Source organism: Limnoglobus sp., assembly GCF_059499385.1.
This window is the reverse complement of record NZ_JCABYM010000153.1, coordinates 81,689-96,060: the sequence shown is the minus strand read 5'-3', so window position 1 is coordinate 96,060 and position 14,372 is coordinate 81,689. Positions and strand designations below refer to the sequence as shown.

Here is a 14,372-nt window from a genome sequence, read left to right as displayed (position 1 = left end):
GTGTTTATCTGTGGCTCTATTCATTTCCCCGGTGGCACTAACTCCGGGTTCAATACCTTCATCAGTTTCTGTCGCGCCTTGAACACCCGCCAGCGGGCGGTTTCCTCCGTCGTCTTCAGGATGGCCGCGACTTCGCGGTACGACATCCCCTCTTGCGTGTGCAGCAGAAGCGCCGAGCGGAACTCCGGCGGCAACTCTTGGATCGCCTTCACGACGACGGCCAGCGCCTCGCGGTCGGCCAGGTAGTCGAGCGTCCCGCCGCCGGCGGCCGCGGCCGGCACGTCGTCCGGCATTTGCTGCTTCGTGCGGCGCTCGCCCCGCTTCAGGTTCACGAAGTTGTTGTGCCCGATGCGGAACAGCCACGCCCGGAAGTTGCTGCCCGGCCGGAACGACCCGAGGGCGGCAAGCGTCTTGGCGAACGTCTCCTGGGCGAGGTCTTCCGCTTGGTGGCGGTTCCGGGTGAGGTGGAACAGCCAGCGGTAGAGGCGGTCCCAGTAGTGCTCGACGAGGCGGGCGAACGCCTGCCGGTCGCCGTGCTGGGCGGCTTCAATCCATCGCAGCTCCTCGCCGGGGAGGAGGACGTCCGGGTCGTGCGCCACGCGGGTCGGCGGGGTCGGGGGTATCGGGTGCGGGGGCTGCTTCCACGATACCGCGGCCGGTCGTGTCCGTCCAGCAACCGGGGCGTTCGGCCCGCCGCGAACCCGTCCGTTCATACGGGTGTAACGCCAGCGGCCGGCGGATGTTGGCGCGGCCGACGGTTTTGGTCTTATTCCCTCCCCCCTTGGGGAGGAGGGTTAGGGAGGGGGGTGAGCTTCCCACCTCGAACGCGATCCTCACCGCGGGAGGAAGGCTTACCCCCCTCCCTAACCCTCCCCCCCAAGGGGGGAGGGAACAAAGCCGTCAGAATCCGCCCGGTCGCTTCCTTCCGGCCCGCGCATCGGTTACCATCGGCGCATCCCGCCGAGGCCGCGCCCATGACCGACCCCACGCCGACCGACCGCACGCAGGTACAAACGGCCGTCCCGTCCGCCTCTTCGCTGCTCGGCCTGCCGACCATTCCCGGCTACGACGTGCTCCGCGAGATCGGCCGCGGCGGCATGGGCGTCGTTTACGAGGCCCGGCAGACGAAACTCGACCGCAAGGTCGCGCTCAAGCTCATGCTGAGCACCGACCCGCTGAACAAGGCCCGGTTCCTGGCGGAGGGGCAGGTCATCGCGGCGGTCAAGCACCCGAACGTCGTGGAGGTCCACGACTTCGGCGAGTGCGATGGCGTTCGGGCCGTGGGAAGCTCCGCTGACAGGCCCGAACTTCTCTCCGCACCGTACATCGCGATGGAGTACCTGACCGGCGGCACGCTGGCCGACCGGATCAAGGCCGGCCCCGCGTTCGCCCCGCGGGTGGCGGCGGAGCTGATCGCGAGGGTGGCGGCCGGCGTCGGGGCGGCCCACGACCTGGGGATCGTCCACCGCGACCTGAAGCCGGGCAACGTGCTGCTGGCCGCCGACGGCACGCCGAAGGTGGCCGACTTCGGCTTGGCGAAGCGGACGGCGAGCGACCTGACCCGCACCCAGGACGCGGCCGGGACGCCGGCGTACATGGCCCCGGAGCAGGCGAAGGCGATGAAGTTCGTCGGCCCGCCGGCCGACGTGTGGTCCTTGGGGGTGATGCTGTACGAGTGCCTGACCGGCCGGAAGCCGTTCGTGGCGGACACGGACCTTGAATTGCTCATCACGATCCAGGAGTCGAACCCGCCGACGTTGCGGGCGGTGTCGAAGAGCATCCCACACGACCTTGAGACGGTCTGCCTGAAGTGCCTGGAGAAGGAGCCGGACCGCCGATACCCGACGGCGAACGGGCTGGCCGCGGACCTGGAGGCATGGATCGAGGGGAAGCCGATCGCGGCCCGGCGGGCGACGCGGATCGAGCGGGCGGTGCTCTGGGGCCGACGGAATCCGACGGCCGCCGCGGCGTGGGTGCTGACGGCCGCGGTCGTGCTCCTCGGGGCGTTCGCGGCCACGGCAACGGCCTTGTGGCGCGAGGCCGTCGCCGAGAAGGGGATCGCGGAGGGATTGAAGGGGCAGGCCGAAGAAGCCCGCGACGCGGCCGAAGGGGAGAGGCGGCGGGCGGAAGTGGCGGAGGGGATCGCCCGAAAAGTGAAGGACGACATCGCCGACGAGCGGGAACGCCTCGCGTTCGCGCGGAACGTCAACCTCGCCCACCTCGCGTTTCAGGGCAACGAGTTGCCGCGGGCGCGGATGTTCCTCGACCTCTGCCCGCCGAAGCTACGCGGATGGGATTGGCACTACGTTCATCGGCTGTGTCACCCCCACCTGCTCTCCCTCGGCGGGCACACCGCCGGCGTCATCGCCGCGGCGTTCGCGCCCGACGGCCGTCGCATCGTCACCGCGAGCGCGGATAAGACGGCGCGGGTTTGGGACGCGAGAACGGGGAGGCCGGTCGTCACCTTCAAGGGGCACGCCGACATCGTACAATCCGCCCGTTTCAGTCCCGATGGGGAACGGATCGTTTCGGCCGGCGACGATAAGACGGCGAAGGTCTGGGACGCGAAAACCGGCACGGTGCTTCAGACGCTCGGCGGCCACGCCGCCGGCGTCACGGCCGCGGCGTTCAGCCCGGACGGTGCCCGCATCGTGACCGCGAGTTGGGACGACACCGCGAAAGTCTGGGACGCGAAGGAGGGCCGGGAAATCTTCGCCCTGAAGGGGCACAGCTTTCATGTCAAGTCGGCCGCCTTCAGCCCGGACGGTGCCCGCATCGTGACCGCGAGTTTCGACGCCACGGCGAAGGTCTGGGACGCGAAAACCGGGGCGGAAGTGCTCGCGCTCAAGGGACACGACGGGGCCGTGTACTCCGCGGCGTTTAGCCCGGACGGCGACCGCATCGTGACGGCCGGTAAGGACGAGACGGCGAAGGTCTGGAACGCGGCAACCGGGGCGAATACGCTCACGCTCAGAGGGCACAACCTTTCCGTGACGGCCGCCGCGTTCAGCTCGGACGGCAGTCGGATCGTAACGACCAGCGACGACCGGGCGGTACGGAACTGGGACGCCGCCAGTGGGAAACTGCTCCTAACGGTCACCGGGCACGAGGCGGCGGTGAATTCGGTCGCGTTCAGCCAGGACGGAAGGCTCGTCGTGACGGCCAGCGAGGATCACACGGCCCGAGTCTTCGACGCCATGGGGGAAGCCCACGCCCACCCCCGTCCCAAGGAGGAGTCGCCCGACGAAATTCGGACACGCAGCCCGGACGGTTCCCGCGTCGTCACGACCGATGACACCGACAACACGGCCACGGTGCGAGATACGGGAACCGGGGCGGCCACCCGAATTTTAAAGGGGCACGCCGACGGCATCGTCTCCGCCACGTTCAGCGCGGACGGGTCCCGAATCATCACGACGAGCCAGGACAAGACCGCGAAAGTGTGGGACGCACAGACGGGAGCGGAACTACTCACCCTTCGAGGCCATACGGAGGGGGTGAGTTGCGCCGCCTTCAGCCCGGATGCCACGCGGGTCGTGACCGGGAGTTGGGACCGAACCGTTAAAATCTGGGACGCCAAGACCGGTTTTGAAACCCTCACGCTCAAGGGACACAAGGACGACGTGCTTTCCGTCTCGTTCAGCCCGGACGGCACGCGGATCGTGACGGCCAGTCAGGACGACGAGGTCAAGGCGTGGGAAATCCGCCGGGTCGAGCAAGACGGGCGGTCGAAAGCCGAAAACGGCCGCGAACCGCTAACCGCCCGGCCCGGCCCGGCCCGACCGAACCACGACCCCGCGGTCGGCCGGCCCGCGGGGGTCGCGTTCCGGGTCGTACCGCCCGGCCAGAGCCGATTGGACGACATACGCGAGGGCCGCGACGAGTAGCAGTGCGGCCGCGACCCCGATCGGCCAGAGCGGGTATGCGGCCTGCGGACCGCCCCCCATGAATAGAAGACCGAGGGCCGGCATGACCCCGGCCAGGAAGAGCAACGACTCGGTCGGACCTAAACCTAATATCTTCTGTCGCCCGTAGTAGTACCGTTGGACGGCGGGCCGCATGGCCGTTTGATACCGCTTACACTCGGGACACGGCACGGGGTCGTGCTCGTTACCGTACGTCCAATCAAGGTGTGCTTGCTGGCGAGCCTCGACGGCCGCATCCGTATCGTCTTCCTCCGACCACGAAGGGGCCGGCACGATGCCTTGACGCATCAGGGTGTATTCGAATTGGCACCCACACCACTCGCAATCGACGACGCGTTGAATCGTACCTTTGCTCGCGGAATGGTAGGTCGTTGGCATGAGGCGCTCCAACAGCGGGCTGTTTAAGCGGGCACTCGCGTGACGATCACTTGCACCCCGAAGTGTCCCACGGGCCGCCGGCGTGGGTGCTCGAGGACGTCCTTCGCTCAGAGTCGCTTCCGAAGACGGGCCCCATAAAAATCGCGAAGGCGCGGAGATCGAATCGAATTCTCTCAGCGCCTTCACAACCTTGCAATTAGTCTCCTGCCGTCACGCCAGCTTCGCGATGTTCACGTAGGTGTGAACGTGCGGCAGCACCCGGAAGTTCCACACGAACCCCGGACCCTCCAGCCGCCAGAAGTGCCAGTTGATCGCGTCGCCGTACTCCTCGAAGTAGAACGCCAGGTGGACCTTCTCCAGCCCGCCGACCGCCTTCAGGATGTCCATCACCTCGTCCGCGTCCTCCTTGCGGAACGGCGACAGCAGCTCCCGCATCGTGTCCTCGACCAGCTTCCGCTGGTCCTTCGACAACTCCGAGACGTGCAGGCCGGGGTGCTTCTTGCGGAACTCGACCGACTTCGCCAGCTCGCCCGGCGTCCCCTCGATGCTCGCCGCCTTCCGCTGCTTCTCGTTGAGCGCGTCGTACACCTTCCGCACCGCCTGCGTCTGGTAGAAGAAGACGTTCTCGTCGCTCAGGCCGTCCGGCGTGTGGCCGTAGTACATCGGGCCGCCGAACGCCGCGTTCGGCTCCGAGTTGCCGTCGCACCGCACCGTCAGGTGGTGGCCGCTGAACACCAGGGAGAACTTCTGCTTGTCCGTCGGGTCGCCGAAGACGTGCGCGCCGATGTTCGTGAACGCCCCGCTCGCGTCGAAGTTCCCGCCGCGGCTCAGCCGCTTGTACCCGTCGCCTTCGGCGCAGATGCCGCGGAAGATTTTGTCCAACAGGTCCATCTGCGGCTTCGTGTAGTGGGCGGACATCTTCTGGTTCAGGATCGGGGCGTTGTACATGCCGAGCCGCGTCGGCAGGCCCTTCGTGACGGTGTGGTCCCACGGCAGCACGACGACCTTCTTCTGCGCGGCCGTCAGCGTGGAGAACAGTTCCCGCACCAGGTCCTCGGCCGGCTTGGCCTTCGCCTCGGCGCGGGTCGCGGTGCCGACGCCGCCGAGCGCGGCGAGGGCGGCGGCCGTGCGGCCGAGGAACCGTCGGCGGTCGGTGGCGGCGAACAGGCCGTGGCATTCCGGGCAGTCGTGAGCGTCGCGTGGCGTCATGGCCAACTCCTGACAGGGTGAGAGAGGGACGGGCGGCGTGCGACTTGATGATACCGCCACGACGGGAGAGGTGAAAGAAGAATGGCCCGCAGATGACGCGGACTTCGGCGCAGATGAAGAGGATCAAAACCGAGATCGTTCTTCGGTCTTATCCGGTTTTCATCTGCGCTCTTATCGGCGTCATCTGCGGGCCATTCTTTACTTGATGAGGCTCACCGGCGTCGCGGGGATGGCCTTCGGCGTGATCGCCACTTCCGCGTTGCCGAGCAACTCCTTCAGGTTCTTGCGGAAGCCCTCGTACTGCCCTTGCAGCTCCTTGTACTCGGTCCCCTTCTGCTTCAGCTTCGCGGAGAGGTCGTCGCGCTCCTTCTGGAGCGCCTGGCCGCGGGCGATTTCGGTTCGCATCTGATCCTCGGCCGCGGCGAGCTTCTGGCGGAACGTGTCGCGGGCGGCGGTCGCCGCCTTCAAGTCTTCCTCCAGCTTCGCGACCTTCGCCGCCGGGGAGCCGCCGTCGGCCGTCGGCGTGCCGGACTTGCCGCACCCCCAGACGCCGAACACGGTCAGGCCGACGATGAGGAGCACCTTGTACGTGCGGATCATGAGCAATACTCCGCGAAAAACGGTTGGGCGAAGGCGGACCGACCGTCCCGTTGGCCGAGTCCGCGTGAAGCCCGCTGCCGGTAGTGTTTCCCCCCATTGACTCGGCTACCGCGGCGCGGCCACTTCACGCATTTCACCCCGACCGCCGCACCCGCAAGGTTCCCCCGGTTTCGATCTTCCGGCTTGCGTCGAAGGCAGCGATTGATAGCATCGTCGGAACTACCTCCCTCCGGGTTCGCACCTCCCATGCTCCTCGCCGATACCTACATTCAAAACCTCGATCCGCTCAACAACCGGTTCGCGTCCACGCTCGTCGCCGCGCTGCCGGTGCTGGTCCTCTTCTACCTGCTCGTCGGCCGCCGGTGGGTCGCGAGTTGGGCCGGCGCGGCCGGGTCGGTCGTCGCGATCCTCCTCGCCGTGGCCGTGTTCAAGATGCCCGCGGACAAGGCCGTGCTGTCGTTCGTCAACGGCGCGGCCTTCGGCCTCCTGCCCATCGGGTGGACCGTGTTCGGCGCGATGCTCATCTACAACCTGACCGTCGAGACCGGCATGTTCGCGATCATCCGCCGCTCCATCGGCGGCCTCAGCGGGGACGCGCGGGTACAGGCCGTGCTGATCGGGTTCTGCTTCGGCGCGCTCATGGAAGGGGCCGCCGGGTCCGGCTCGCCGGTCGCCATCTGCGGGGCGATGCTCGCCGGCCTCGGGATGCCGCCGCTGCGGGCGGCGGTGATCTGCCTCATCGCGAACACGTCGCCGGTCTGCTACGGCGGCCTCGGCACGCCCGTGTTCGTCCTCTCCGGCGTGACCGGCATCCCCGGCGACGCGATCAGCACCATGTGCGGCCACCAGCTCCCGTTCCTGTCGTGCCTCGTGCCGTTCTACATGGTGAAGGTGATCTGCACCTGGAAGCAGACGTTCGAGGTGTGGCCGGCGCTCCTCGTGGGCGGCGGGTCGTTCGGCGTCTTCCAGTACTTCTTCGCGACGATGCACAACTGGATTCCGGGCATCGCCCTGTGGCCGCTGACGGACGTGGGCGGGTCGATCTTCTCGATGGTGACGCTCGCCCTGTTCCTGCGGTTCGTGTGGAAGCCGAAGAACGAGTGGCGGTTCCCGGCGGACATCGACCCGATGACCGGCAAGCCGACCGCGCCGACCGCCGCCTCGCCGACCGACCCGCACGCGGCGGAGGCGGTCGAGCAGGTGAAGCAAGTCCTGGACACGCACGCCGACACCCGACCGCTGACGCCGGGCCTCGTCGCGAAGGCGTGGTCGCCGTTCGTCATCATGGCACTGTGCCTGGGCGTCATCGGCATCGCCCGGCAGGTCGAGAAGGCCGGGCCGATCGACCTCGGCGTCGCGAAGTCGTACTACGTGGTCGAGATTCCGTCGCTGCATTTAGAAGTGGAACGCGCCGACCGCCTGCAGAAGCCCGGCGCGACCGGCGCGGAGCGACTGGAGAAGGCGATCTTCGAGGTCAAGTGGCTGACGGCGGCCGGGACGCCGTGCATCGCGGCGGTGTTCATCTCGGCGCTGTTCCTCCGCACGTCGCCGGCGGTGCTGCTGCGGGTGTTCGTGAAGACGTTCGTGCAGATGAAGATCCCGATCCCGACGATCGCGTGCATGTTGGGGCTGAGCTACGTGACGAAGTACGCGGGGATGGACGCGACGCTCGGCGTGGCGTTCGCCGAGACGGGCGTGCTGTACCCGTTCTTCGCGGCGCTGTTGGGCTGGCTCGGCGTGTTCCTGACCGGGACGGACGCGGGGAGCAACGCGCTGTTCGGCAGCCTGCAGAAGATCACGGCCGGGCAGGTCCACGACACGGGCGTGCTGCCGGAGCTGACGCGGGAGCAGGCGGAGGTGCTGATCTGCACGGCGAACAGCACGGGCGGGGTGATGGGGAAGATGATCGACGCGCAGAGCATCTGCGTGGCGACGGCCGGGACGAACCAGATCGGCAAGGAGGCGGACATCTTCAAGGCGGTGGTCTGGCACAGCGTCTTCTTGGCGTGCGTGGTCGGCGCGATGACGGCCGTGCAGGCGTTCGTCCCGCCGTTCACGGCGATGGTGCCGAAGCCGTAGGCGGCGGTCTGGTAGAATGGGACGTGCCATGAACGACCGGCCCACGGTTCAACACTTTTTGCTCTGTCGCGCGGCAAAGGTTCGCCCGCCGGCCCGGCCGTTCAACCCGTACACGTTGCGCGGGGTGACCTACCAATACCTCGTCCCCGCTCGGTTCGGCCTATCGCCCGCCGACCCGAAGCCGGCCAAGGTACTCCGCCTGTTTACACGGTTCTTCGGTGGAGAAGGGGCGCACGACTTCGAGTTGGAATTCGGCTGGGCGGATGCCCCGGACGGCGAACGGTTGACGGAGACGTACGGGCCGTACACCATCACGTTCCGCGCGGGCGACGGGGTACGGGACTTCGTGTTTGCCGTGCGGAACGTGCCGCTGTGGGGCGTGGGCCGGTACGAAGTTCTGCTCCGGGCCGTGGACGACGCCGACGGCGAACCGCTGGCCCGCGAGTACTTCGAGGTGATGCAATCATGAAACCGCGAAACCCTCCCCCGCGCCTGACGAACGGCCCGGTGAAGTTGGAAGTCGTGGAGTTAACGGGCCGCCGCCAGTGGGGACCGGACGTGGAGACGATTGATCTCATTCCGGCGGGAAAGGTGGAGGTCGTCGAGCTGGCCGGCCGGATTCAACAGGCGGTCGAGCGGTTCGCGGCGGCCTGGCAATCGCTCTCCACAGGCGGGTTTGCCGACGGCGGGACCGCCGTGCTGCAAGAGTTCCGGGAGTCACTCAAGAACCCGCGGCTCTGGCCCGCGCTCGACGCCACCGGCCCGACCCCGCCGCCGGCATTGGCCGATCAGGTGCTGACGACGGCCGGCCCGCAGCTGGCGGCGCGGTGGGCGCACTCGCTGATCGACTGGCAACGGGCGGCGGCCGCGGGCTGGCTGCGGTCGCGGTGGGCGGCCGTGTGGGACGACCTCCCGCCGGCCGGCCAGCGGTTCGTCGTCGAGGTGATCGACGAGGCCCGCCGCGCGGCCGAGGCGAAGTACGAGGCGTCGCTGGCCGTCGCCGCCCGGCTCGGCGCGACCGTCACACCCGCGCCGGCGACGTGATCGTCCGCGGCTAGCCCACCCCGGCCTTCCGCGACTCCCACTCCTCCGGCGTTACCAGCACGTCGCGGGCGTTGCTGCCGTTGTAGCTGCCGACGATGCCGTCCTCGGCCATGAAGTCGATCAGCCGACTCGCGCGGCCGTAGCCGATGCCCAACGCCCGCTGCAACAGCGACGTGCTGCCCCGCTGCTCGCGGACGACGATCTCGATGGCCTGTTCGTACATCTCGTCGCGGGCGCGGAGCTGCTCCGCCAGGTCGCCGTCCGCGGTGAGGCCGTCGCCGGTCTTCGCCTTCACGTTCAGCAGCTCCGTGTCGTAGTTCGGCGTGTCCAGTTCGATCGCGGCCGTCACCCGCTCGATTTCCTGGTCGTCCACATACGCCCCCTGCCCGCGGACGAGCGTGCTCGTGCCGGGCTGCAGGAACAGCATGTCGCCGCGGCCGAGGAGCTTCTCCGCCCCCTTCTCGTCGAGGACGACGCCGCTGTCCGATCGGCTCGCCACCTGGAAGCAGATGCGGGCCGGCAGGTTCGACTTGATGAGGCCGGTCACCACGTCCACCGTCGGCCGCTGCGTCGCCAGGATCAGGTGGATGCCGGCCGCCCGCGACTTCTGCGCGAGGCGGATGATGTGCGACTCGACCTCCTTCTTCATCGCCATCAACAGGTCGCCGACCTCGTCGATCACGATCACCACGTAGGGCATCTTCGCCGGCAGCTTCTGCCGCTCGTTCTCGTCCTGCGGATCGACGCGGCGGAGGATTTCGTCCCACGCCAGCTCGTTGTAGCTGGCGATGTTCCGCACGCGGGCGCGGCGGAGCAGCTCGTACCGTTCCTCCATCTTGTCCACGGCCCACGCGAGAATTGCTTCCGCCTTCTCGTTCTTCGTGACGACCGGGTGCATCAGGTGCGGGATGTTGGCGTACCCGCTGAATTCCACCTGCTTCGGGTCGATCAGGATGAGCCGGCACTCGTCCGGCCGGCGGGTGAACAGGAAGCTCTGCAGGACCGTGTTGAGGCAGACCGACTTCCCGGTCCCGGTGCGGCCGGCGATGAGCAGGTGCGGCATGTCCGCGAGGTCGTAGCAGAGCGGCCGGCCCTCCACGTCCTTGCCGAGGAAGACCGGCAGCTTCATCTTCGCGGCCTTCGCCTGCGTCGCGAGGATCAGTTCCTTGAGGCGGACCGTCTGCCGGTGCTCGTTCGGAACCTCGATGCCGACGGTGTCGCGGCCCGGCAGCGGGGCGACGATGCGGACGCTGGGGACCTTCAGCTTCAGCGCCACGTCGTCGGCGAGCGTCGTGACTTTGTTCAGCCGCAGGCCGGTTTCCAGCGCGATCTCGTATTGCGTGATGACCGGGCCGGTGTGGATGCCGACGACCTTCACGTTGATGGCGAAGTCCGCGAACGTCTTCTCGAGGAGGGTCGCTCGCTCGCGAAGGAACGACTCGTGGTCCTCGACCGGGAACGGGTCGGCGTCGTTGAGGAGCGCGAGCGACGGCAGTTGGAAGTCGATGAGCGTTTCCTGTTCCGCCGCGGGCGGGGCGGCGAGATCGACGACCTCCGTGTGGCTGATGATCGGCACGGGGCCGATGTCGGCGACGACCGGCCGGACGGGCGTTGTCGGCGGGGCGGTCGGCGGCGCGGGGTCGCGGGTCGCGAGTTTCGTCACGCCCTGGACGACCTTGTTACTGCCCACTTCCACCAGTCGGTTGCCGAACCGCAAGCCGGCGACCAGGCCGCGGAGCGTCTTCCAGAGGTACCGCAGCACGGCCCGCACGAGGTGGTCCGCGACGAGCAGCACGCCGACGAGGACTGACAGCCCGATGACAGTGGAAACGAGGTTCGCCGGGACGTGGTCGTCGGTCAGGAACCGCAAGTACGCGCCGACGGACCCGCCCGCGCCGTAGGCGGACGCCGGGTGCGGCAGCTTCGCCATCTGGTAGTCGGCGACGGTCGCGGCCGTCGCGGTCAACACGGCCCAGCCGAGGGCGCGGACCGTCAGCCGGAGGAAGCCGCGGCGCAGCACGTAGAGCAGCGTCAGCAGGAACCAACCGGCGAGATACACGAACGCGGCGAACCCGACGGCGTCCGCGAACGGCGCGACGACGAGGGCCGTGTCCGGGCCGAGCAGCGGGTCGAGACCGGTCAGCGGCGGGTACGTCGCGACGGCGGCGGCGACGAGGCATCCGACGGCGAGCAAGGCCCACGCGATGCCGTCGAGCCGGAGGCGGGGCGGGGGAGGCGATTCACTCATACTCTGATTGTCCCACCCGGCGACTTGAGGCGAAGCGGCGGCGGCGGCGGAGCGGGCCGTTTCCGGGCTTCCCCGCCACGTACAATCGGCTTCGACAGAACAATCGGGACAGGGGCCGCAGGTTCGCATCCGGAGGTGGAACCCTGAGCGGAAGCGACGGGGTGCGGGAGCCTGTCCCGCACCCCGTCGCTTCCGCTCAGGGTTCCACAAGATAATGCTCCACGTCGCGCTCTTCGAGCCGGAGATTCCGCCGAACACCGGGAACGTCGCCCGGCTGTGCGCCGCCACCGGGTCGCGGCTGCACCTCGTCGGCCGCCTCGGGTTCACCATCGACGACAAGCAGCTGAAGCGGGCCGGCCTCGACTACTGGCCGCACGTCGATCTCCACCGGCACGACTCGTTCGATGACTTCGAGCAACTCGGCCTCGAACGACTGTGGCTCGTCGATAACCCCGCGCCGCGAAGCTACACCGCCGTCGAGTTCCGTGACGGCGATTGTCTCTTGTTCGGGAAAGAAACGACCGGCCTGCCACCGGCGATCCGCGAGAAGTACGCGGCGCACCTCATCAGCATCCCGATGTTCACGCCGCACGTGCGGAGCTTGAACCTGTCCACGGCTGTCGGCATCGTCGTGTACGAGGCGCTGCGGCAGGTGCACCGCTGGTAGAACCCGCAGAGGCCGACGCGATTTCCTGAGAAGCTTTCCCTTCGCAGCCTCGGCAGACCGCGCACGTCCCCCAGCGTGTGGCACATATTGGGCACACCCACTCACCTGACGCCGGGCCGGACCCGTCACGACGAGTTCACCACTCGCCGCGGGGCGGTCGTCGCACGGCGGCCAGTCACGCCTGCCACGGGGGAAGCATGTCGGAGCCGGTCGTTGCCCTGCCGACTTACGAGGAGTTGTGTCGGTACGTCCGCCAGACGCTTTGCGAGCAAGACGCCCTGGACTTGAATCAGACGCCGTTCTTCCAGACGCCGATCGAGCGCCGCGGGAAGCCGTGGGGCGTGGTGTTCCACGTCCAGGGGCCACGGGAGCTGAAGACGAGCGCCGTGTGGGCGGCGGGCGAGGACCGGGTGGTGTTCTACAACTCGCTCGGCCAGCGGTCGCGGGAGGTGCGGCTGCAAGAGTCGCCGGTGCTGAGCGTGGAGCTGCGGGCGGCGTGAGGCCCGACTTCCGAAGTCCGGCTTCGACTTCGGAAGTCGATGTGGTGCAGGAGCGGTCCCCACCCTCCGTCGGCGCTGGCCCCGTTCGACTTCCGAAGTCGAAGCCGGACTTCGGAAGTCGAGCGTTCGCATTGACCGGCAGGCCACCGGCGCGATACGAACTGCAGCCATGCTCGCCTTCGTCGTTCCCCGGCTCGCGCCCGCCCCGTTGTCAGCCGTTGCCCGGATCGAGCTGTTCCTCGCCGTCTGGCTCGTCGTCCGCGCCGTCGTGTGGACCGTCGCCGTCGTCGCTTCGCACCACAACCCGCCGCTCGACCTGGCCGAGTGGCTGTCGTGGGGCGGAACGTGGGAATGGGGCTACCCGAAGCACCCGCCGGTGCCGGCGTGGCTGGCCGACCTCGCCGCCCGGCTGTCGCCCGGCGACGTGTGGGGCGTCTACCTGCTCGGCTACGCCGCGTCGTCGCTGACGATGCTCGCCGCGTACCGGCTCGGCCGCGAATACCTGTCGCCGCCGCTCGCGCTCGTCGCCGCCCTGTCCCTCGACGGGCTGAAGTATCTGACGAACAACCCGGCCGAGTACGGCAACAACGTCCTGCTCAACCTCGCCTGGGCGTGGCTCGTCGTCTGCTCCCACCGCGCGCTGGCGACCGGCCGCACGCGGTGGTGGCTGGCCGTCGGGGGCGTCACCGGCCTCGGCGTGCTGTGCAAGTACACCATCGGCCTCGCGGTACTCGCCGTGCTCGCGTTCGTGCTGTTCGACCGGAGGCACCGCGCGATCTTCCGCACGCCGGGGCCGTACCTCGCGGCGGCGGTCGCGGCCGTGATCGTGTTGCCGCACGCCCTGTGGCTGGTGAAGAACGACTTCATCACGATCCGGTACGCCGAGCGACGGACGGCCGAGGCCCGCGGGGCGCTCGCGCACGTGAGCCAGCCGGCGCAGTTCCTCGGCACGCAGGCGGCCATGCTCGCGCCGGTGGCGTTCGTGCTTTGGCCGCTGCTCCGACGGCGGGAAGCGAACCCGCCGGTCGAAGCCAAACCGGTTTCGCCGTCGTTCCTGCACTTTACCGTGATCGGGCCGTTCGCCGCGCTGATCGGCTTGTCCGTGCTGACCGGCTGCCAACTGCGGGAGCTGTGGGGGTCGCCGCTGTGGACGCCGTTCGGCGTCTGGGCGCTGGCGACGTTCCGCGGCCCGGCGACGCCGGCGGCGGTGCGCGCCGCGCTCCGGCGGTGGGCGGCGGTCGCGGCGGTGATGCTCGCGTTCGTCGTGGGGCGGCAGTACGCGAACCCGTACCTGTACGGCGTCGGCGGCCGGACGACGTTCCCCGGCCGCGAGCTGACGGCCGAGGTCAACCGGCGGTGGGCGGCCGCCTACGGCGGCGCGCCGCCGGTCGTCGCCGGCGAGGGGTGGCGGGCCGGATTGGTGTGCTGTTACTCCGTTCACCGTCCGGTCCTGTACAGCCGCGGGACGATGGACTACCTGGACCTGGCCGACTGCCCGTGGACCGGCGACGCGGACCTGAACGCGCGGGGCGGGGTGATCCTGTGGAACGCGGCCCGCGAGGGGGACGACGCGACCGCGGGGCTGCGCGAACGGTTCCCGCGGGTGGCGGCACAACCGGCGATCGTACTGCCGTTCGCGACGGCCGCGAACGTCCCGCCGACGCGGGTGGGCGTGGCGTTCGTCCCGCCGGCTCAAGGCCTCGCCGCCCGGTAGCCCCACG

Annotated in this window: 11 protein-coding genes; 7 read left to right on the top strand and 4 right to left on the bottom strand. The window is 68.7% G+C overall.

Features of this window, described 5'->3' with window-relative positions:
• Nucleotides 1–20 precede the first annotated feature (20 nt).
• Entirely contained in the window at nucleotides 21–599 is a 579-nt protein-coding gene (locus AC5JJ2_RS26670; protein ID WP_495861100.1) for an RNA polymerase sigma factor, read from the bottom strand.
• A gap of 375 nt (nucleotides 600–974) precedes the next feature.
• Here AC5JJ2_RS26670 and AC5JJ2_RS26665 point away from each other — a divergent pair, with 375 nt between their 5' ends.
• Nucleotides 975–3,887 carry a WD40 repeat domain-containing serine/threonine protein kinase gene (locus AC5JJ2_RS26665; protein WP_495861099.1) on the top strand — a complete coding sequence of 971 codons (2,913 nt, stop codon included), beginning with the start codon at nucleotides 975–977 and terminating at the stop codon, nucleotides 3,885–3,887.
• A 627-nt stretch (nucleotides 3,888–4,514) separates the two neighbouring features.
• Here AC5JJ2_RS26665 and AC5JJ2_RS26660 read toward each other — a convergent pair.
• Both AC5JJ2_RS26660 and AC5JJ2_RS26655 read right to left on the bottom strand, forming a co-directional pair.
• A complete protein-coding gene (locus tag AC5JJ2_RS26660; RefSeq protein WP_495861098.1) occupies nucleotides 4,515–5,513 on the bottom strand; it encodes a DUF3500 domain-containing protein in 999 nt (332 codons plus the stop codon).
• Between the two features lie 198 nt (nucleotides 5,514–5,711).
• Nucleotides 5,712–6,113 carry a hypothetical protein gene (locus AC5JJ2_RS26655; RefSeq protein WP_495861097.1) on the bottom strand — a complete coding sequence of 134 codons (402 nt, stop codon included), beginning with the start codon at nucleotides 6,111–6,113 and terminating at the stop codon, nucleotides 5,712–5,714.
• Nucleotides 6,114–6,359: 246 nt separating this feature from the next.
• Between AC5JJ2_RS26655 and AC5JJ2_RS26650 the strand changes: the two genes are divergently transcribed.
• Genes AC5JJ2_RS26650 through AC5JJ2_RS26640 form a run of 3 tightly spaced genes read left to right on the top strand, consistent with a single transcriptional unit; the run spans nucleotide 6,360 to nucleotide 9,236 of the window.
• Nucleotides 6,360–8,192 carry an L-lactate permease gene (locus AC5JJ2_RS26650; protein WP_495861096.1) on the top strand — a complete coding sequence of 611 codons (1,833 nt, stop codon included), beginning with the start codon at nucleotides 6,360–6,362 and terminating at the stop codon, nucleotides 8,190–8,192.
• Nucleotides 8,193–8,220: 28 nt separating this feature from the next.
• Complete coding sequence (locus AC5JJ2_RS26645; protein ID WP_495861095.1) at nucleotides 8,221–8,661, top strand: hypothetical protein; 441 nt, start codon at nucleotides 8,221–8,223, stop codon at nucleotides 8,659–8,661.
• Nucleotides 8,658–9,236, top strand: coding sequence for a hypothetical protein (locus AC5JJ2_RS26640; RefSeq protein WP_495861094.1), 579 nt, complete (start codon nucleotides 8,658–8,660; stop codon nucleotides 9,234–9,236). The genes AC5JJ2_RS26645 and AC5JJ2_RS26640 overlap by 4 nt, the downstream gene beginning before the upstream one ends.
• 10 nt (nucleotides 9,237–9,246) lie before the next feature.
• On the opposite strand, the gene AC5JJ2_RS26635 is transcribed toward AC5JJ2_RS26640, so the two are convergent.
• Complete coding sequence (locus AC5JJ2_RS26635) at nucleotides 9,247–11,484, bottom strand: DNA translocase FtsK (RefSeq protein ID WP_495861093.1); 2,238 nt, start codon at nucleotides 11,482–11,484, stop codon at nucleotides 9,247–9,249.
• 214 nt (nucleotides 11,485–11,698) lie between these two features.
• Here AC5JJ2_RS26635 and AC5JJ2_RS26630 point away from each other — a divergent pair, with 214 nt between their 5' ends.
• From AC5JJ2_RS26630 to AC5JJ2_RS26620, 3 genes are all read left to right on the top strand, one after another.
• Nucleotides 11,699–12,151 (top strand): tRNA (cytidine(34)-2'-O)-methyltransferase, encoded by a 453-nt coding sequence (locus AC5JJ2_RS26630; RefSeq protein WP_495861092.1) that lies wholly within the window; start codon nucleotides 11,699–11,701, stop codon nucleotides 12,149–12,151.
• Nucleotides 12,152–12,348: 197 nt separating this feature from the next.
• Entirely contained in the window at nucleotides 12,349–12,651 is a 303-nt protein-coding gene (locus tag AC5JJ2_RS26625) for a hypothetical protein (protein ID WP_495861091.1), read from the top strand.
• A gap of 169 nt (nucleotides 12,652–12,820) precedes the next feature.
• On the top strand, nucleotides 12,821–14,365 hold the full coding sequence (locus AC5JJ2_RS26620) for a glycosyltransferase family 39 protein (RefSeq protein ID WP_495861090.1): 1,545 nt from the start codon (nucleotides 12,821–12,823) through the stop codon (nucleotides 14,363–14,365).
• The last annotated feature ends 7 nt before the right edge of the window (nucleotides 14,366–14,372 follow it).

What these genes read in the sequence shown, in the direction of transcription:
- AC5JJ2_RS26630 (WP_495861092.1), top strand. Translation starts at nt 11,699, where the DNA reads ATGCTCCACGTCGCGCTCTTCGAGCCGGAGATTCCGCCGAACACCGGG.
- AC5JJ2_RS26620 (WP_495861090.1), top strand. Translation starts at nt 12,821, where the DNA reads ATGCTCGCCTTCGTCGTTCCCCGGCTCGCGCCCGCCCCGTTGTCAGCC.
- AC5JJ2_RS26665 (WP_495861099.1), top strand. Translation starts at nt 975, where the DNA reads ATGACCGACCCCACGCCGACCGACCGCACGCAGGTACAAACGGCCGTC.
- AC5JJ2_RS26655 (WP_495861097.1), bottom strand. Translation starts at nt 6,113, where the DNA reads ATGATCCGCACGTACAAGGTGCTCCTCATCGTCGGCCTGACCGTGTTC.
- AC5JJ2_RS26660 (WP_495861098.1), bottom strand. Translation starts at nt 5,513, where the DNA reads ATGACGCCACGCGACGCTCACGACTGCCCGGAATGCCACGGCCTGTTC.
- AC5JJ2_RS26635 (WP_495861093.1), bottom strand. Translation starts at nt 11,484, where the DNA reads ATGAGTGAATCGCCTCCCCCGCCCCGCCTCCGGCTCGACGGCATCGCG.
- AC5JJ2_RS26650 (WP_495861096.1), top strand. Translation starts at nt 6,360, where the DNA reads ATGCTCCTCGCCGATACCTACATTCAAAACCTCGATCCGCTCAACAAC.
- AC5JJ2_RS26625 (WP_495861091.1), top strand. Translation starts at nt 12,349, where the DNA reads ATGTCGGAGCCGGTCGTTGCCCTGCCGACTTACGAGGAGTTGTGTCGG.
- AC5JJ2_RS26645 (WP_495861095.1), top strand. Translation starts at nt 8,221, where the DNA reads ATGAACGACCGGCCCACGGTTCAACACTTTTTGCTCTGTCGCGCGGCA.
- AC5JJ2_RS26640 (WP_495861094.1), top strand. Translation starts at nt 8,658, where the DNA reads ATGAAACCGCGAAACCCTCCCCCGCGCCTGACGAACGGCCCGGTGAAG.